The following is a 17,985-nucleotide window of genomic DNA, read 5'->3' on the forward strand; positions in this document are numbered from 1 at the left end:
GTTTCTTATTTAGATCTTGTGTAGGCTCTACGAACATTTCCAAAAAGATTTGATTTTGGTTATTTGTTTGTTGCAACAAATTATAATATTTTTTTAAAATAGGTAGCTATTCCTTCAAAAATCTCATTAATTTTCACTAAAAATCAATTATAAATGTTCACAGAACCTAGAAAATTTCAATAATTTAAACTTCTAGACGTATGGTACATTAACAAAATTATTTTAATCAATAAGATTGTTAATGTAATAGCTTTATCCTATTGCAAAAAAATAACTTAAATTAGCTTTAAATTAACCTCTTAAAATCCAAAAAGCCTTATTTAGTAATTAAATTTGAATAAGGCTTTTTGGATTTTAAGAAGTTAATTTAAAGCTATAAAATATTTCATCTGTAATGCAAAAACATTAGGTCCTGTAAAAAAATTAATCTATACTTAGTTGTTTTTGATTGAAAATTATAAGATTTTTCTTGGAATAAAAACAACTGTTTCAACAAGAATCTTATTAATTTTTACTTAAAACTATCTAAAATACGAATAATTCAACTTTTCTTTACAGAACCTAGTGCAGAAATAATTATTTTAATTCAACTTTTGCTCCAGCAGCTTCTAACTTACCTTTGATTTCGTCTGCTTCTGCTTTTTTCACATTGCTTTTAATCGGCTTTGGAGCTTCATCAACTAATTTCTTAGCTTCAATTAAACCAAGACCTGTGATATCTTTCACAACTTTAATTACTTCAACTTTCTTATCACCGGCAGCTGTTAAAACTACTTCAAACTCAGTTTTTTCAGCTACTGCTTCAGCTGCAGGAGCTGCAGCACCGGCAGCTGCTACAGCTACAGGAGCTGCTGCAGATACACCCCATTTTTCTTCTAGCATTTTCACAAGCTCAGCTGCTTGCATTAACGTTAATGATGATAATTGTTCTTCAATTTTAGCTAAATCTGCCATAATTTTTTCCTTTTTACTTTTTTTATATTGAGAGATTACTACATCAGGCATTTTAAAGTTAATTAAATTCTTTTGTGCTTCAAATTATAAGACTTTTTTAAAATAAGAATAATATCCTATAAAAAACCTTATTAATTTTCACTATAACAGCTCTTTAATTATCAATTAAAATACCTGATGCAGTAACCTTTAAGTTAATTTTTACTAGCATGTGCTTGTATTACTCTCGCCATACTCGAAGATGGGGCTTGTAAAACACCTACAACCTTAGTAGCCGGTGCTTGTAATAACCCAACAATTTTACCCCTAAGCTCATTAAGTGTAGGTAGCTTAGAAAGTTCTTTTATTGAATGTTCATCTAATACGTGATTATCTACTATTCCACCAATAATCTTAAGATTATCATTAGCCTTAGCAAAATTAACTACTAATTTTGCCATCTCAACCGGTTCTTTAGAATAAACAATAGCAGTAGGACCCGCAAATAAATTAACAATACTATTAAGCCCTGTTTGATTTGCAGCTATTTTTGCTAAAGTATTTTTAACTACTTTAAAACCTGCTTCTTTAGATTTAAGTGATTCTCTAAGCGAACTCACTTGACTAACGGTTAACCCGTGATAATGAGTAATAATTATAGAGGGCGATTCTTTATAAATATTTACAATATCCTCTACTGCTACCGGTTTTTCTGATCTTAACACCTTTTAATTCTCCTTTTATAATACAGTTTAATATATTTAAACTGATACAAATGCTTAAAATAACCGTTAAACGGCTATAAAAATTATGCTATACTAGTTAAATCTATTTGTACCGATGCTCCCATAGTAGAAGATAAATACATTGCTTTTAAATAACTTCCTTTTAATCCGGCAGGTTTTGCTTTAATTACTGCCTCAATAAACGCATTTAAATTTTTTAATAAATCTTGGTCTGAAAAAGATAATTTTCCAAGCCCTGCATGAATTATACCTGCTTTCTCTGCTCTATATTCTACCTGACCGCTTTTAGCATTTTTAATAGCATTTTTAATATCTAAAGTTACGGTACCAAGTTTAGGGTTAGGCATTAAACCTTTTGGTCCTAAAATTCTTGCAACTGAACCTATAGCTACCATCATATCGGGAGTAGCTATACATACATCAAAATTAATTTTCCCTGCTTTAATTTCATCAATAATATTTGTTGAACCTACTAAATCTGCTCCGGCACTTTTAGCTTCTTCTTCTCTTTCTTCTTTACAAATAACGGCAACTCTTACGGTTTTGCCTGTACCGGCAGGTAAATTAACTACACCACGTACCATTTGATCGGAATGCCTAGAATCAATTCCAAGCTTCATAACTATTTCTAAGGTTGGATCAAATTTAACATATGATGCTGATTTTAATCGTTCAACTGCATTTGTTAAATTATATAAAGTATCTGATTTTACTTTTTCTCTAGCTTCTCTTATTTTTTTACCGCCGCTAATTTTTACAGCAACATCTTTCTTATTTGACATAATAATTAATTCCCTACTACTTCAAGTCCCATAGATGCAGCACTACCACAAATAATTTTTGTTGCTGCTTCAATATTTTTTGTATTTAAATCAGGCATTTTTAACTTTGCAATTTCACGACAATCATCCATAGTAACTTTACCTACTACGGCTTCTTTTTTAGTAGCACTAGAACCTTTAGTAATTTTAGCATATTTCTTTAAAAAGTAAGAAGCAGGAGGAGTTTTTATTTTAAAAGAAAAACTACTATCTTCATAAACGGTAATTACGGTTGGCAGAGGTATTCCTTTTTCCATACCTTGCGTAGCATCATTAAAATCTTTACAAAATGCTGCAATATTAACTTTTCTTTGTCCTAGGGCCGGTCCTATAGGAGGTGCAGGAGTGGCTCCAGCAGCTGGAATTATCAAGTTAATATAACCTTTTATTGCTTTCTGAGACATTTACAAATATCCTTATTTTTCTCTTAAATTAATATTACTTTGTAACAATTGCATGGATCTTGTTTCCCATCATTGCAAGAAAAAGCTGTAAGTTTTGACAAAACAAGGAAGAAAAAAAATTCTGTAAATCAGAAGTTTTTTATTATTTCTCCTAGATTGCCACTCAGCCTACTGCTGCTTGCAATGACGACGCATTATCCCGCAACAATGACATCCCGAACATTCGTACAATACAGCTTAAGTAATTTATAAACCGTATTTAGTCCAACTTTTAATCATTTTTCTTTACTTGATTAAAATTTAGTTCTATTGGAGTTGCTTTACCAAATATTGCAACTGAAACTTTTAACCTATTTTTTTCTTGATCTATTTCTTCTACTGTACCCATGAAAGTTTCAAAAGGACCGTCTGTAACAGTCACTATTTCACCAACTTCATACAATTTAGAATTCTTTGCTTCTTTAGCTTCTGCTTCCAAATTATTAAAAATATTTTGTATTTCACTTTCTGTAAGAGCTTTTGGTGTGGTTTTGCTTCCTAAAAAGCCGGTTACTCCAGATATATTTTTTACTAAATGCCAAGATTTATCAGTCATATTCATCTTTATCAAGATATAACTCGGCATTAGTTTTTTTTCTACCTTGACATCTTTACCGCGTTTAACTTCAGAAACTCCAAAAACAGGTATTAATATATCTTCAAAAAAATCCGTCATGTTCTGTTTAGCGATTTTTCTAAGCATATCTTCTTTAATGCGTTTCTCTACCCCTGATGCCGTATGTACTACATACCACTGCTTTACATTTTTTTCAGAAGAAGGCAATATATTATCTATACTCTGTGCTGTCACAATTTATTCCTTATACTATTTGCCGATATTAAGCAAAAGCTGCATTATGTTATGTATACTATAATCAAGTACCAAACAAATTAGGCTAAAAATAAAAACTGCTACTACCACTACTAATGTTGAAGCAACAAGCTCTTTTCTAGTTGGCCAAACTACCTTATAAGTTTCTTGTTTAACTTGTTCAAAAAACTTATAAATTTTATATTCTTTAAACATATTTTTGTAGGTAATTTATTAGACTTCTTACAAAATGCTACTTCTAGAGGCAATTGAGACGATAATCCAGCACTGGAATTCTCACATACTAGTATGTACGCTGCGATTCGAGGTGAAGTACCTCTTTCAAATTTCTCTCTATAAGCAAATTTTGTAAAAATTCTATATTTTATAGCACAAAAGCTCTAAGCCTATAATGGCAGGAGCGACAGGTATCGAACCCGCAACCTCCGGTTTTGGAGACCGGCGCTCTACCAATTGAGCTACACTCCTATCATATTTTTAATAAAAAATCAATAAAAGTTATTAAAAATATTTGTTATTATTAAAAAATTACTATAATAAACAGTACTGTTAATTTATAAGCTGCCACGGCAAAACAACATTTATTTCTGTAAGACGTGACACCTCACCCCTAAATTATTTTTTAGCTTTAATAATATCAGCTACTTGACTCGGCACTTGATCATAATGAGAGAATATCATACTAAACTGAGCTCTACCTTGAGATAAAGACCTAAGCGTATTAACATAACCAAACATTTCCGCTAAAGGAACATTCGCAGTAACTACTTGAGCATTCCCTCTTGGATCCATGCTTTGAATTTGTCCTCTACGACTATTTAAATCGCCTATAATATCACCCATATATTCATCAGGAGTGATAACTTCAACTTGCATAATCGGCTCAAGTAATTTAGGATTACCTTTCGGCATCCCTTCTCTAAATGCTGCCTTTGCAGCAATTTCAAACGCAAGTACACTAGAATCTACATCATGAAACGCACCGTCAACTAAAGTTGCTTTAAAATCAATCATAGGATAACCGGCAATAACACCGGTTTCTCTAATATTATTTAATCCTTTTTCAACACCTGGTATATATTCTTTAGGCACGGCACCGCCGATGATTTTACTTTCAAAGACAAAATTTTTATTTTTATCTTCATCTTTTAGATCTTTTACCTCTTTTAGAGGCTCAAAAATAATTTTTACACGAGCAAATTGTCCTGCACCGCCGGATTGTTTCTTATGGGTATAATCAATTTCACAAACTTTTGTTATAGTTTCACGATATGCTACTTGAGGAGCTCCAATATTTGCTTCGACCTTAAACTCTCTTCTCATACGATCAATGATAATTTCTAAATGGAGCTCTCCCATTCCTTTTATCACTGTTTGTCCTGTTTCATAATCAGTTGACACTCTAAATGATGGATCTTCAGCTGCTAAACGAGAAAGCGCGAGGCCCATTTTTTCTTGATCGGCTGTTGATTTAGGTTCTACCGCAAGCTCAATTACCGGCTCTGGAAATTCCATTCTTTCTAAGATTACTTGCTGATCAATATCAGATAACGTATCACCTGTGGTAGTATCTTTAAGACCTGCTAAAGCTACTATATCACCTGCTGATGCTTCTTTTACGTCTTCACGATTATTAGCATGCATTAATAGCATTCTACCGATTTTTTCTCTTTTATTCTTTACGGTATTAATAACAGTTGTTCCTGAAGTAATTTTACCTGAATATATTCTAATAAAAGTTAATGAACCGACAAATGGGTCATTCATAATTTTAAATGCTAAAGCTGCAAAAGGCTCAGTTACCGAAATAGGGAAATCTTTTTCTGCACCGGTACTTACTTCCATACCTTTTACTATACCTATATCAATAGGCGAAGGTAGGAAATCTACTACGGCATCAAGTAAAGGCTGTACCCCTTTATTTTTAAAAGCACTACCGCATAAAACCGGATAAAATGCTGCTGAAATAGTACCTTTTCTGATTAATCTTTTAATTTCTTCTGCTGTTACTTCTTCACCTGATAAATATTTTTCCATAACATGATCATCTAACTCAACAACCATATCAAGTAATTTAGCACGATATTCTTCAGCTTTATCTTTCATATCAGCAGGTATATCTTCTTCAAAATACTCAGCTCCAAGTGCTTCATCTTTCCAAATCACTGCTTTCATTTTAATAAGATCAATGATACCTTTAAAATTTTCTTCAATCCCTACAGGCAACTGAATAACAAGCGGTTTTGCTCCTAAACGATCTTTGAGCATTTCCACGCATCTATAAAAATCTGCTCCCATTCTGTCCATTTTATTGACAAAACACATTCTAGGAACATTATATTTATCTGCTTGCCTCCAAACCGTTTCTGACTGCGGTTCAACACCTGCTACACCGTCAAATACTGCAACCGCACCGTCAAGAACACGAAGCGAACGCTCTACTTCGATAGTAAAGTCAACGTGTCCAGGAGTATCGATAATATTAATTATTTTATCTTGCCATCTACAAGTAGTAGCAGCTGAGGTAATGGTTATACCACGTTCTTGTTCTTGTTCCATCCAATCCATGGTAGCACCGCCCTCATGAACTTCACCTATTTTATGCGATTTACCGGTATAATATAAAATACGTTCGGTAGTTGTAGTTTTACCGGCATCAATGTGAGCACATATACCGATATTACGAATATGCTCAAGTTTATTTATTTTACTCATTATACCCTACCTTATTTCATTTTTTTAGGGCTAAAATGAGAGAAAGCTTTATTAGCTTCGGCCATTTTATGAGTATCTTCTTTCTTCTTAATGGCAACACCTCTATTATTAGAAGCTTCAAACAGCTCTTCGGCAAGTTTATCAATCATCATTTTTTCAGAACGTTTTGACGCAGCATTAATAATCCAACGGCTAGCAAGGGCATATCCTCTTCTTTCATCAACATGCGTCGGAACTTGATAATTAGCTCCTCCAACCCTAACCGAAGTTACTTCTAAATGCGGCTTCACGTTATGCATAGCATTATTAAAGGTTTGATACGGATCAACTCTATGCTTCTTTTCAATTTTATTAAAGGCTGAATAAACAATTTTCTCTGCAAGGGCTTTCTTCCCTTCTTTCATAATATTATTGATAAATCTTGACAGTAAAATACTGTTATATTTCATATCAGGTAAAATTACTCGCTTCTCTGCGGCATGACGACGTGACATTTTATTTTTTCTCTCTAACTAATAATTTATTTTTTTGTAACTGCAACTTGTTTACGAGGAGCACCGTAACGTGACCGACCTTGCTTACGTCCTTTAACTCCGGCAATATCATAAGCACCGAGTACGATATGATATTTCACCCCCGGAAGATCAGGAACCTGACCGCCTCTTACTAACACCCTATCATGTTCCTTCACACTATGCTTTTCACCAGGAATATATGCATTTACGGTTCTTTTATTACTTAAACGCACCGTTGCAATCTTACGAAGTGCAGAGTTAGGCTTTTTAGGGGTAACGGTTTTTACAACTAGGCAAACACCGCTTTTAAAAGGATTGGATTCTAAGGCAGGAGATTTGGTCTTACGAGTTTTTGACTTTCTCCCAAAACGTACTAATTGATTATATGTCGGCATTAAAAAAAATACTCCAAAAAAAACTTATATATACGATAATTAAAGGGTGAAAAATACTTCCACCCTTTATTTTCAATCATTTCTAAATACAAATTATAAGAATTTGTAAATTACACTAAATTTAAATTATAATTACTTTTTCCATAAAAGCAAGTATGTTTTAATTAACAATCATTTTTTTCTCAATTATTTTTGCTATAAAGCTGATTAACATCACTAAAATATAGTAACAGCACGCAGCAATAAGCATTGGAAAAAAATAATTATATGTTTCAATTGATACAATTTGTGCTCTACGCATTAAATCCATTTCTCCAAGCATAGAAATAATGGCTGATTCTTTAATCAAATTTACAAGCTCATTTACTAATGACGGAAAAATATTTTTAACTGCTTGCGGCAGAATTATATCTTTCGTTATTAAAAACTTTGGAATAGCAAGAGCTTCAGCCGCTTCAAACTGCCCTTTATCAACTGCATTAATCCCTGCCCTGATTACTTCGGAAACATATGCTCCCGAATTAAGAGAAAAAGCAATAGCTCCCGCCATAAACACACTAAATTTAATGCCTATGATATAAGGTGAAGCAAAATAAATAATACTTAATTGAATTAATAAAGGCGTTCCTCTGAAAATAGAAGTATAGAAATTTGCAAAAAGCCTTAAAGCACGATTTTTATTTACCTTACAAATAGCGAGCAGCATCCCTATTACTAAACCGAATATAACGGCAATAACGCTATATTTTAAAGTTACCAAAGTTCCCTCTACAATAAAAAAGATTTTTGGATAGAATTTTATTAAATACTCAAACATATTTTATATATATTTTTTTCTGTCATACCGCGGCTTGACCGCAATATCTAAAAAATAAGCATTTTTGGATCCCGCGATTAAATCGCGGGATAACATTAAAGGTTTCTAGATTCCTGCTTTCGCATGAATGACATAAGAACATTAATCAGTACACTCTCTTCACCGGCGGGACTGCTGTTACTTCATCGGTTAAAGTAGTTAAAGTCACAGGTTTATAATCAAGAACTACTTTACCTGCTTCATCGATAGAGCTAAGAGTATGCTTCATCCAATCCTCATCATTACGATCAGGATAATCTTCACGTGCATGAGCTCCTCTGCTTTCTTTTCTTGCAGCTGCCGAATATACCGTTACTAAAGCTTGATCAAGTAGATTATCTAGCTCTAAGGCTTCCACCAAATCGCTATTCCAAATTAAAGATTTATCGTTAATTTTTATATCTTTATAGCCGCTTCTTATTTCGCTAATCATTCCTGCCCCTTCATCTAGTACCTCTTGAGTTCTAAATACCGAAGCATGGCTTTGCATAGTTCTTTGCATTTTAAGCCTTAACTCTGCAACTAAAATATTACCGTTAGCGTGACGGACTTTATCAAATCTATTTATAATTTTTTCAAGGCTTTCTTCTTTTATAGACTTGTGGGGACTCGCAGACTTAATAAGCTCGGCTGCTTTTAATGCAGAACTTCTACCAAATACTACTAAATCAAGCAAAGAATTTGATCCTAATCGGTTAGCACCGTGTACCGATACGCAAGCCGCTTCACCGATTGCCATAAGCCCTTTTACTACGCTATTATGATTTTTACCGTCTTTAATTATGACTTGACCGTGATAATTCGTCGGTATCCCGCCCATATTATAATGTACCGTAGGAAGTACCGGTATCGGCTCTTTAGTCACGTCAACACCGGCAAAAATTTTAGCCGTCTCAGAGATACCGGGCAAACGACTATGTAAAATCTCCGGCGATAAATGATTTAAATGTAAAAATACATGATCTTTATGCTCGCCGACTCCTCGCCCCTCTCTGATTTCTATAGTCATTGCTCTTGAAACTACATCTCTTGAAGCTAAATCCTTTGCAGCAGGAGCATAACGCTCCATAAAACGCTCACCGTTTGCATTAACGAGATATCCCCCTTCGCCTCTTGCCCCCTCGGTAATAAGACAGCCGGCCGAATATATACCTGTCGGATGGAACTGTACAAATTCCATATCTTGCAGTGGAAGACCGGCTCTAATCGCCATGCCGCCCCCATCACCAGTACAAGTATGAGCAGACGTCGCCGAAAAATAAGCACGCCCGTATCCGCCCGTTGCAAGCACTACATTATGCGCTCTAAAACAATGCAGACTACCGTCATCTAAATTCCACGCAACTACACCTCTACATTCACCATCTTCCATCAATAAATCAATAGCAAAATACTCAACGAAAAACTGTACTTTATGTTTTAGTGACTGTTGATATAAAGTATGCAGTATGGCATGCCCTGTACGATCTGCCGCAGCACATGTACGCTGAGCTGCTTTTCCTTTGCCGTACTCTGTTGTCATTCCTCCAAAAGGACGCTGATAAATTTTTCCCTCTTCAGTTCTTGAGAAAGGTACGCCGTAATGCTCTAGCTCTAAAATCGCATCGGGAGCGTTTTTGCACATATACTCAATGGCATCCTGATCGCCTAACCAATCAGAACCTTTGACCGTATCATACATATGCCAACGCCAATCATCTTCGCCCATATTCCCAAGAGCCGCACTAATTCCGCCCTGAGCAGCCACAGTATGACTACGGGTTGGGAACAGCTTAGTTATACAAGCGGTATTTAGCCCTTCTTTAGCCATACCGAATGCAGAACGAAGACCTGCTCCGCCTGCACCTACAACTACTACGTCAAATTTATGATGAATGATATTATACGCTTTGGTCATTAAATTAATTTTTTACTATTTTGATACGTGAATTGTCTACCTCTGTCACCCCATGGCTTGACCACGGGGTCCAGTAATTCAATACACAATATTGTTTTCTGGATACCGCGGTCAAGCCGCGGTATGACAATTTTTATCCTTTATAAAACAGCACTACTACAAAAGCTACAATAGTAACAATACAAAATAATTGCACTATTATAATCAATGTATTACGTAATTTGTGATAACTTATATAATCTTCAATTACTACACGCATACCAAGCATCGCATGATACAACGAAATAACCACCGTAATTAACAAAGCTACTACATTAAAAGGCTTTTTAAGTTCCCACAACATAATAATATTTATATCATTATTTTTGTTGGTTAACGTAAAATATATTAGCCACACAGAACATAAAGCTAATATAATCCCCGTTACTCTTTGCAATAACCAATGATGAGAACCGCTTTTAGCAGAACCGCTATTTTTTGCTTTTACAATTTCTGCTTTAAAATCATATACCATTAATTTTCTCTATTATTTGTTTTAGCTTTTCGTCATTGCGAGGAAATTGCATAGCAATTGACGAAACAATCTCAGGCATTTGTTATTATTTCTGAGATTGCCACGTCGATGCTACGCATCTCCTCGCAATGACATTTTTAATTACTACACCCATAACAATACCGTTAATAATACAGATCCTACCACTACACACCAACCGGTGATATTAACCAATTTTATAGAAAAACCGTAACCGATATCCCAAAATAAATGCCGAATGCCGTTACATAAATGATAAAACCAAGCGTAGCTAACAGCTACTAAGCATATTTTTATAATACAGCATTCAGCAAGCTGTAAATAATTATTGTCATATTGACTAAGAATCAACCACCACACCAAGATTGACACCGCAAAAAACAAAGCTACGCCGGTCATACGATACAAAATTGATAATGTAGAACTTATTTGCGGCTTATATATAGTTAAATGCGGTGAAGTTGGACGCTTATTATAAATTTCTTGTTTGGTTTTAGTCATATATTTCTAATAAATAAACAAAGGGTTATGTCATTCCCGCGGAAGCAGGAATCCAGTAATTAAAAAATACAAATATACTGAATTTTTAAAATTAAAAGCTCTCTTTTTTCTGGATGCCCGTTTTCGCGGGAATGACATACTACACGTTTCAATCGGTCAACGACATCTATCTCTGCAACCAATGTCTTTCTACAGGCGATAAATCATCTGTCACTGCTCTCCTATCATCGAAGACAAAACATTCACCTTGCCATAAATTGTTCTTGTTTTGTGTATCTTCTAGATATTGCAGTATTCCACCCTTTAAATGATATACCTCATCATAACCTATGCTTTTAAGTAAGCTGGTGGATTTTTCACACCTGATACCACCTGTACAAACCATAGCAATTTTCTTACCTTTGAGCAATTCTTGATTCTGCTGAACCCAAGCAGGAAATTGTTTAAATGTTTTGGTATTAGGATTAATTGCTGATTTAAATGTACCAAGCTCTACTTCATAATCATTTCGAGTATCTATTACTATAACATCTTGTTTTGTGATAAATTCATCCCAATCTTTCGGCTCTATATATTCGCCTTTAAACAAATCAACATTTAAATCATCAACGTTCATTGCTACGATCTCTTTCTTCAGTCTGACTTTCAATTTCTGAAAAGGATGAACATCACTATAATTTATTTTAACGTTAACATCTTTGGGACCGGTCAGCTTTATCAATTCTTCAAGTACAAGATTTACATTTTCATATGAACCTGAAAAAGAACCGTTAAAGCCTTCATTAGCTAATAAAATAGTACCTCTAACATATTTTCTTTTACCTATAAGTAAAAGTTTCGGTATCAAATTCGCCGGTTCTTCTATATTAACAAAACTATATGCACTTAAAATTGCTATTTTTTCATTCATACATAAATTATTTAGGTATTATTTTTACATTCTATGTCATTCCCGCGAAGACGGGAATCCAGCAAAAGCTATAAAAAACTTATTTTTATAGCTTTCTTTTATTCAATATGTAATTTTTGTATCAATGTTAAGATTATTTTTCTGGATTCCCACCTTCGTGGAAATAACATAGAAAACTACATAACCTGCAATGGTACGAACATATTACTACTCCCCCTTTCAATCAAGAGCAAAATATTTTGCTTATCTGATTTTTTAGCATTTTCATATAATTCTTCTAGCTTACTTATATCGTCTATGCTTTTCTGATTAATATTGGTTATCAGATCACCAATTTTGAAGCTACTTTCTTCTTCATCAATATTGGTTATCACTATTCCCATTTTATCTTGAGGAATAGTATATTTTTGTCTTAGTTCTTCAGTCAAATTACCAAAAGTAATATTATTTTTAGTAATAGATAAATTATTTTCTTCTTTATTTGTTATTTCTTTCTTATTGGTCTCTTCTGTAGAATCTTTGGTAACCTCTTCATTATCCGAAGTAATTTTAATAGGTAACTCAAGCTCCTTTTTATCGCGAAGTATTTTTACTTTTACTTCCTGATCAATAGGAGCATCTGCAATAATTACACGTAATTTTTTAGTATTTTTAACCGGTATATCTGCAAACTCTATTATTATATCACCTGTTTTAATTCCCGCTTTATCACCTGGACCATCTTCTTGTACTTTAGCTACTAACACCCCTCTAGTATTTTTAAGTCCTAGCCCTTCAGAAATTTCCTCGGTTAAATCTTGTATTGTTACTCCAAGGCGCCCTCTACTTACTTTTCCATCTTTCTTAAGACGTTCGATTATAGGCTTTGCAGTATTTGACGGTATTGCAAAACCGATACCTATATTAGTACCGAGCGGTGAAAAAATTGCCGTATTTACGCCGATTACTTTCTGATCCAAATTAAACATAGGACCACCAGAATTACCGTTATTAATTGCAGCATCCGTTTGAATAAAATTATCGACTATATTATCCGTATCTATATCGATATCCCGCCCTTTAGAAGAAATAATACCACTTGTCACCGTACCACCTAGATTACCGAACGGATTACCGATCGCAATAACCCAATCTCCTACTCTTGCATCATTTGAATCTCCAAACTCAACAAAAGGTAGAGGTTCCTCGCTATCTATTTTTAAGAGAGCTAAATCGGTTTTAGTATCGTTACCTATTAATTTAGCCGATAATTCGGTATTATCTGCAAGTTTTATATTAATTTTATCAACATTTGCAATTACATGATAGTTTGTCACTATTAAGCCGTTAGGTTCAATAATAAATCCTGAACCAAGCGGGACACTTTTTGGAGTTTGATCAACCTCTTCCAAATTCAGCGGTATATTAAGCTTTTCTAAAAAATCATTAACTTTTTCTTGCAGAGGATCTTTCTCGGCGTTTTCCGATTTACTATTAACATATTCTATTGTTGAAATATTAACGACTGCAGGAATTAACGGTTCAACTATATCGGCAAAGCTATAACGAGCGGCTTCACTTACTTTTAAAGGAGCAGAATTTATTTCCGTAAATTCATTCTCTTCTTGAGCTGCTACCTTTAAAGACCTACTATTTTCTTTTGCTAGAACAACGTTACTTGATATTAAAACTATTATAACAATAACTATTTTCAGATTAACCATATACTCCAAGTAAATAAAAAGTAAATAGACTAGTATACTACTTAGTGAGATTTAGATATTTTAAAACTTCAGCATCCGGTGAAATTACAAAATTAGTATTCTCTTTCTTTAAAGAATTTTTATATACTAAAAGTGATCTATAAAATTTATAAAATTCCGGATCAACTGAATAAGCAGAATTATATATTTTTGCCGCTTTCTCATCGCCGTCACCTTTAATAATTTGTGCATCTCGATAAGCTTTAGCAAGTATTATTTTACTTTCTTTATCTGCTTTTGAACGAATACGCACGCTTTCTTCTTGTCCTTCCGCTCTAATTTGGGTTGCTTCTTTTTCACGTGCCGTTTGCATACGACGATAAATAGCCGCACTATTTTCTTTTGGTAAGTCTGCTCTTAAAATTCTAACATCTACAACATCAATACCGAAGCTTTTAGCTTCACCGTCCACTTGATTTAAGATATTTAACATTACATTACTACGTTCCTGACTTAAAAGGCTACTTAGCGAGATTTTACCTATCACCTTACGCATTGACGATTCAAGATTACGAGTCAGCCTAATTTTCACACCTTGATAATCATGTACCGTTTTATAAAACATTACGGGATTATTAATTTGGAATTTGGCGTAGGCATCAACAATAACTCGTTTACCGTCAGCAGCCGTTAATTCTTTTGCCTCAACCTCAACATCTAAAAGACGCTTATCAAAAAATTCAACATTTTGAATAAACGGGATTTTAATATTCAGTCCTGGATTTTCTATAGTTCTAACTGCCTCACCAAACTGGAATACTACTGCAGATTGGCGTTGGTCAACTGAAAATAAGGAGCTAGAAATCAGTATCAGCCCAAAAACAATTGTAAAAATTATATAATAAATCTTTTGTTGCATTTAATATTCCTTGTTGTTTAGATGTCATTTGTGTATAGCGTGAAAAACACGCTTGATGTCATTCCTGCAAAAGCGGGAATGACATAGCACCCCTATGGTTTAATAGCCATGTGCGGCAGTAGTGCATTATTAATAATCGTTTTATTTGAACCGCCTAATATCTCTTCGACTACTTCTAAATATAATCTATCTCTAGTTACTTGCCTACCTGTAGCATATTGTTTATAAATAGCATTAAATCTTTGGCTATCACCTTCTGCTTTCGATATAACTTCTGCTCTATAACCTTCTGCTTCTTGTATAATCTTTGCAGCCGCTCCTCTAGCTTCCGGCAAAATCTTATTATTATAGGCTTGAGCTTGATTTATTTCTTTTTCTTTATCTGCTTTTGAAGTTTGCACGTCTCTATAAGCGTCTATTACTTCGGCAGGCGGCTCGGCTTTTAATAATTGTACTTTCTCAATCATAACGCCGGCATTATAACTATCCAATATCTTCTGTGCTAATTTCTCTATTTTATAAGTAATCTCCTGCTTTTGATCGGATAATACCCAAGAAATAGGAGTATTGCCTATGACTTCCCTAACGGCACTCTCGACTGTTGCTTTTACTGTTTCTGCAGGTCTTTGTACGTTAAAAATAAAATCTTCAAGATTATTAATATGCCACATTACGTCACAATTTAAAGCAATGATATTTTCATCACCGGTGAGCATTATACTTTCACCGGCAATATTTTTAGTATTATCGCCACCGCTACGCAGAGAGCTATTTGTACGATAACCAATCTCAATCCGACGTGATTGTTTAACTTTCTCAACTATTATCTTTTCAAAAGGTGCCGGTAAATGATAATTAAGCCCGGGGTAGCCCTTACGCACAAAACGCCCAAATCTTATTACCGCTGCTTCTTCGCCTTCTTTTATTTCATAAATACCCGAAGCGAGCCATAAAGCAACCACTGCAACAACAGCTAAAATTATTGTTTTAGCATTGAAATTAAACGGGAATTGAAATTGATCAAAATTAAATTGATTTTTACGCGGTCTTGTGAATATGTTATCTTCTTTATCAGAATCAAAATCTTTCCATGGGGATTTTTTTAAAATTGAGATATGTTTTTTATTAAGCATTTGCTTTATTGTTTTATATTATTTTTAAAGATGAGATGATTATATATATTATAGTATATAACGTCAAGTTACGAGCTTAAACAGCTTTAAAAAGGAAATTTAATATGGCGAATTTACACCAACGACAAATTATAGATAAAATTCAGCATATTACCTTTAAAGACGGTACTTTTTTAAATGAAGTTATATCGGACATTATAATTAAAGGTAATAATATCGGTTTCTCAATAGATATATCAGGTAAAAACAAGTTAGAAGCCGAAGAAATTAGACTTAAGGCAATTAATAAACTTAACGAGATTTCGGCAGTAAATAAAATAACAATTGTTTTTACCGAAAGTAAACCGATGGAGAAAAAAGTTCAAAAACCAAAACATTTTGTAGAAAATGTAAAAAAAATTATCTTAGTAGCGTCAGGTAAAGGCGGAGTCGGAAAATCTACAATATCGGCTCTTATCGCTCAGCAGTTAAGTCTAGCAAATTACCGAGTCGGGATAGTAGATGCGGATATTTACGGTCCGTCAATTCCGCATATATTCGGCATTAACGAAGTACCGCAAACGAAAGATGGACGAATAATACCGGTACTTGCTCAAAGCATCGAAATTATATCTATAGGCTTCTTCGTTAAAGACCACTCGGCAATTATTTGGCGTGGTCCTATGGCGAGTAAGACTATTTATCAATTATTATCGGTAACAAAATGGGATAATTTAGATTATTTAATTATCGATATGCCGCCGGGAACAGGTGATATTCATTTAAGTATACTAGAAAATTATCATTTAGACGGCGTAATAATCGTAACTACACCACAAAAAATATCAGAAATAGACGTAATACGTTCTATAGATTTATATCAAAAACTAAATTTACCTATTTTGGGAATAATTGAGAATATGAGCTATATGCTTAAAAATAATAGTGGCGGACATTTATCACAAAAATATAATATACCACTAATCGCTCAAATTCCGATCACACCACAAATAGCCGAGGCTTGCGATAAATCACTACCTCTAACAAACTTATTAACATTACCTTTAGAGAAGTATTTACAATGAAAATACACGTATTGGAGGATGATAGAACAGGCAACACCCATCAGGCTATTGCACTTGCTGAAAAATTAACGGAAGAATATACAACAATTAAGCTTGAATATAATTGCTTAGCTAAGCTACCGAACTTTTTACTAAAATATTATCCTATTCATATAAAAAGTGAGCTATTGCAGTATCTTTTGGATAAGTCCCCGCCTGATATGATAATTACCGCTGGAAGAAGAACGGCAGTACTAGCATTTTATTTAAAAAAGAAATTTAAAGATATCAAGTTAATACAAATAATGCAGCCTAATCTTCCTTACAATGCATTTGATGCCGTTATTCTGCCTTATCATGACCAACGTCATTGCGAAGCCACAAAGTGGCTGAAGCAATCTCAGGGCTTTTTTACTAGATTGCTTCGTCAATACTTCGTATTTCCTCGCAATGACGACTTTAAAAACATCATCCCCATCAACGGAGCTATCAACAACGTAACTGAACAGTTCGCCGCAGCGAACTTGGAACTCCAAAAACATTATCCTAATCTTAAACAGTTTATTGCAGTGATAATCGGTGGGAATAATAAAAAATTTAATTTCCATGAAGATGAAGCAGTTTTATTCGCTTCATTATTAAATAAAATATATACTAATCAAAAAATACCTTTTTTCATTAGTTTTAGTAGACGTACACCACACACTGTAAAATCAATTATTAAAAATAATATGCCGTCCTCCACAATTATTTATTACCCGAACGAAGACGCAGGCTATAATCCTTATATAGCTATGCTCTCCAAGGCAAAATATATAATCTCTACGGCCGACTCAATCTCAATGTGCAGTGAAGCAGCTTCAAGCGGCAAGCCTCTTTATATATTCTGCCCACCAAACTTTAATTCGTCAAAGCATAAGATTTTTATAAAGCAGTTAGTAGAACAGAAGATAGCAAGAATTTTTGATAAGTCGGCTATTGCTCTAGAAGAATATAGCTACAAACCCTTAAATGAAGTAGAAAGAGTAGCTAAAATTATTAAATCTTTAATCAAAAGCTGGTAATTATATGGATAAAGATATACAATCATATATATTCATTAATAAGCTAAA

The 17,985-nt window shown here is 33.9% G+C and carries 19 protein-coding genes and 1 tRNA gene; 2 read left to right on the top strand and 18 right to left on the bottom strand.

From position 1 onward, the window contains the following. Positions 1-576: 576 nt before the first annotated feature. The 18 genes from rplL to hflK form a co-directional block, all read right to left on the bottom strand. Positions 577-954: a 50S ribosomal protein L7/L12 gene (rplL, locus tag RSIB_RS03410; RefSeq protein WP_014273192.1), complete on the bottom strand. Its 378-nt coding sequence runs from the start codon at positions 952-954 to the stop codon at positions 577-579. Between the two features lie 194 nt (positions 955-1,148). Further along, positions 1,149-1,658 (bottom strand): 50S ribosomal protein L10, encoded by a 510-nt coding sequence (rplJ, locus tag RSIB_RS03405; protein ID WP_004996634.1) that lies wholly within the window; start codon positions 1,656-1,658, stop codon positions 1,149-1,151. 83 nt (positions 1,659-1,741) lie between these two features. After that, on the bottom strand, positions 1,742-2,461 hold the full coding sequence (gene rplA / locus RSIB_RS03400) for a 50S ribosomal protein L1 (RefSeq protein WP_004996637.1): 720 nt from the start codon (positions 2,459-2,461) through the stop codon (positions 1,742-1,744). Between the two features lie 5 nt (positions 2,462-2,466). Further along, a complete protein-coding gene (gene rplK, locus RSIB_RS03395) occupies positions 2,467-2,904 on the bottom strand; it encodes a 50S ribosomal protein L11 (RefSeq protein ID WP_004996639.1) in 438 nt (145 codons plus the stop codon). Between the two features lie 271 nt (positions 2,905-3,175). After that, positions 3,176-3,754 (bottom strand): transcription termination/antitermination protein NusG, encoded by a 579-nt coding sequence (gene nusG / locus RSIB_RS03390; RefSeq protein ID WP_004996640.1) that lies wholly within the window; start codon positions 3,752-3,754, stop codon positions 3,176-3,178. Positions 3,755-3,769: 15 nt separating this feature from the next. Further along, on the bottom strand, positions 3,770-3,970 hold the full coding sequence (gene secE / locus RSIB_RS03385) for a preprotein translocase subunit SecE (protein WP_004996644.1): 201 nt from the start codon (positions 3,968-3,970) through the stop codon (positions 3,770-3,772). A 197-nt stretch (positions 3,971-4,167) separates the two neighbouring features. Beyond that, a tRNA-Trp gene (locus RSIB_RS05990) sits at positions 4,168-4,243 on the bottom strand. A 147-nt stretch (positions 4,244-4,390) separates the two neighbouring features. Next, complete coding sequence (gene fusA, locus RSIB_RS03380; protein WP_004996645.1) at positions 4,391-6,490, bottom strand: elongation factor G; 2,100 nt, start codon at positions 6,488-6,490, stop codon at positions 4,391-4,393. A gap of 11 nt (positions 6,491-6,501) precedes the next feature. Next, positions 6,502-6,984, bottom strand: coding sequence for a 30S ribosomal protein S7 (gene rpsG, locus RSIB_RS03375; protein WP_004996646.1), 483 nt, complete (start codon positions 6,982-6,984; stop codon positions 6,502-6,504). A 26-nt stretch (positions 6,985-7,010) separates the two neighbouring features. After that, positions 7,011-7,400 carry a 30S ribosomal protein S12 gene (gene rpsL, locus RSIB_RS03370; protein WP_004996647.1) on the bottom strand — a complete coding sequence of 130 codons (390 nt, stop codon included), beginning with the start codon at positions 7,398-7,400 and terminating at the stop codon, positions 7,011-7,013. A 160-nt stretch (positions 7,401-7,560) separates the two neighbouring features. Beyond that, a complete protein-coding gene (locus RSIB_RS03365; protein WP_004996648.1) occupies positions 7,561-8,217 on the bottom strand; it encodes an amino acid ABC transporter permease in 657 nt (218 codons plus the stop codon). Between the two features lie 145 nt (positions 8,218-8,362). Further along, positions 8,363-10,153, bottom strand: coding sequence for a succinate dehydrogenase flavoprotein subunit (sdhA, locus tag RSIB_RS03360; RefSeq protein WP_004996649.1), 1,791 nt, complete (start codon positions 10,151-10,153; stop codon positions 8,363-8,365). A gap of 133 nt (positions 10,154-10,286) precedes the next feature. Then, entirely contained in the window at positions 10,287-10,667 is a 381-nt protein-coding gene (sdhD, locus tag RSIB_RS03355) for a succinate dehydrogenase, hydrophobic membrane anchor protein (protein WP_004996650.1), read from the bottom strand. A 144-nt stretch (positions 10,668-10,811) separates the two neighbouring features. Beyond that, a complete protein-coding gene (gene sdhC, locus RSIB_RS03350) occupies positions 10,812-11,186 on the bottom strand; it encodes a succinate dehydrogenase, cytochrome b556 subunit (RefSeq protein WP_004996651.1) in 375 nt (124 codons plus the stop codon). Positions 11,187-11,352: 166 nt separating this feature from the next. Next, on the bottom strand, positions 11,353-12,096 hold the full coding sequence (gene trhO, locus RSIB_RS03345) for an oxygen-dependent tRNA uridine(34) hydroxylase TrhO (protein WP_004996652.1): 744 nt from the start codon (positions 12,094-12,096) through the stop codon (positions 11,353-11,355). Between the two features lie 176 nt (positions 12,097-12,272). Further along, entirely contained in the window at positions 12,273-13,799 is a 1,527-nt protein-coding gene (locus tag RSIB_RS03340) for a Do family serine endopeptidase (RefSeq protein ID WP_004996653.1), read from the bottom strand. Between the two features lie 37 nt (positions 13,800-13,836). Continuing rightward, positions 13,837-14,697: a protease modulator HflC gene (gene hflC / locus RSIB_RS03335; protein WP_004996654.1), complete on the bottom strand. Its 861-nt coding sequence runs from the start codon at positions 14,695-14,697 to the stop codon at positions 13,837-13,839. 92 nt (positions 14,698-14,789) lie between these two features. Beyond that, complete coding sequence (hflK, locus tag RSIB_RS03330) at positions 14,790-15,830, bottom strand: FtsH protease activity modulator HflK (protein WP_004996655.1); 1,041 nt, start codon at positions 15,828-15,830, stop codon at positions 14,790-14,792. 104 nt (positions 15,831-15,934) lie between these two features. Between hflK and RSIB_RS03325 the strand changes: the two genes are divergently transcribed. After that, positions 15,935-16,894 carry an Mrp/NBP35 family ATP-binding protein gene (locus RSIB_RS03325; RefSeq protein WP_004996656.1) on the top strand — a complete coding sequence of 320 codons (960 nt, stop codon included), beginning with the start codon at positions 15,935-15,937 and terminating at the stop codon, positions 16,892-16,894. Next, positions 16,891-17,937: a mitochondrial fission ELM1 family protein gene (locus tag RSIB_RS03320; RefSeq protein ID WP_004996657.1), complete on the top strand. Its 1,047-nt coding sequence runs from the start codon at positions 16,891-16,893 to the stop codon at positions 17,935-17,937. The genes RSIB_RS03325 and RSIB_RS03320 overlap by 4 nt, the downstream gene beginning before the upstream one ends. Positions 17,938-17,985 lie beyond the last annotated feature (48 nt).

The organism is Rickettsia sibirica 246, from assembly GCF_000166935.1.
Classification (GTDB): domain Bacteria; phylum Pseudomonadota; class Alphaproteobacteria; order Rickettsiales; family Rickettsiaceae; genus Rickettsia; species Rickettsia rickettsii.

Coding starts and splice junctions, on each gene's coding strand:
- RSIB_RS03320 (WP_004996657.1), top strand. CDS start 16,891: ATGAAAATACACGTATTGGAGGATGATAGAACAGGCAACACCCATCAG.
- hflK (WP_004996655.1), bottom strand. CDS start 15,830: ATGCTTAATAAAAAACATATCTCAATTTTAAAAAAATCCCCATGGAAA.
- RSIB_RS03340 (WP_004996653.1), bottom strand. CDS start 13,799: ATGGTTAATCTGAAAATAGTTATTGTTATAATAGTTTTAATATCAAGT.
- RSIB_RS03365 (WP_004996648.1), bottom strand. CDS start 8,217: ATGTTTGAGTATTTAATAAAATTCTATCCAAAAATCTTTTTTATTGTA.
- RSIB_RS03325 (WP_004996656.1), top strand. CDS start 15,935: ATGGCGAATTTACACCAACGACAAATTATAGATAAAATTCAGCATATT.
- sdhD (WP_004996650.1), bottom strand. CDS start 10,667: ATGGTATATGATTTTAAAGCAGAAATTGTAAAAGCAAAAAATAGCGGT.
- rplL (WP_014273192.1), bottom strand. CDS start 954: ATGGCAGATTTAGCTAAAATTGAAGAACAATTATCATCATTAACGTTA.
- trhO (WP_004996652.1), bottom strand. CDS start 12,096: ATGAATGAAAAAATAGCAATTTTAAGTGCATATAGTTTTGTTAATATA.
- rpsG (WP_004996646.1), bottom strand. CDS start 6,984: ATGTCACGTCGTCATGCCGCAGAGAAGCGAGTAATTTTACCTGATATG.
- rplA (WP_004996637.1), bottom strand. CDS start 2,461: ATGTCAAATAAGAAAGATGTTGCTGTAAAAATTAGCGGCGGTAAAAAA.
- secE (WP_004996644.1), bottom strand. CDS start 3,970: ATGTTTAAAGAATATAAAATTTATAAGTTTTTTGAACAAGTTAAACAA.
- rplK (WP_004996639.1), bottom strand. CDS start 2,904: ATGTCTCAGAAAGCAATAAAAGGTTATATTAACTTGATAATTCCAGCT.
- sdhA (WP_004996649.1), bottom strand. CDS start 10,153: ATGACCAAAGCGTATAATATCATTCATCATAAATTTGACGTAGTAGTT.
- hflC (WP_004996654.1), bottom strand. CDS start 14,697: ATGCAACAAAAGATTTATTATATAATTTTTACAATTGTTTTTGGGCTG.
- fusA (WP_004996645.1), bottom strand. CDS start 6,490: ATGAGTAAAATAAATAAACTTGAGCATATTCGTAATATCGGTATATGT.
- sdhC (WP_004996651.1), bottom strand. CDS start 11,186: ATGACTAAAACCAAACAAGAAATTTATAATAAGCGTCCAACTTCACCG.
- rpsL (WP_004996647.1), bottom strand. CDS start 7,400: ATGCCGACATATAATCAATTAGTACGTTTTGGGAGAAAGTCAAAAACT.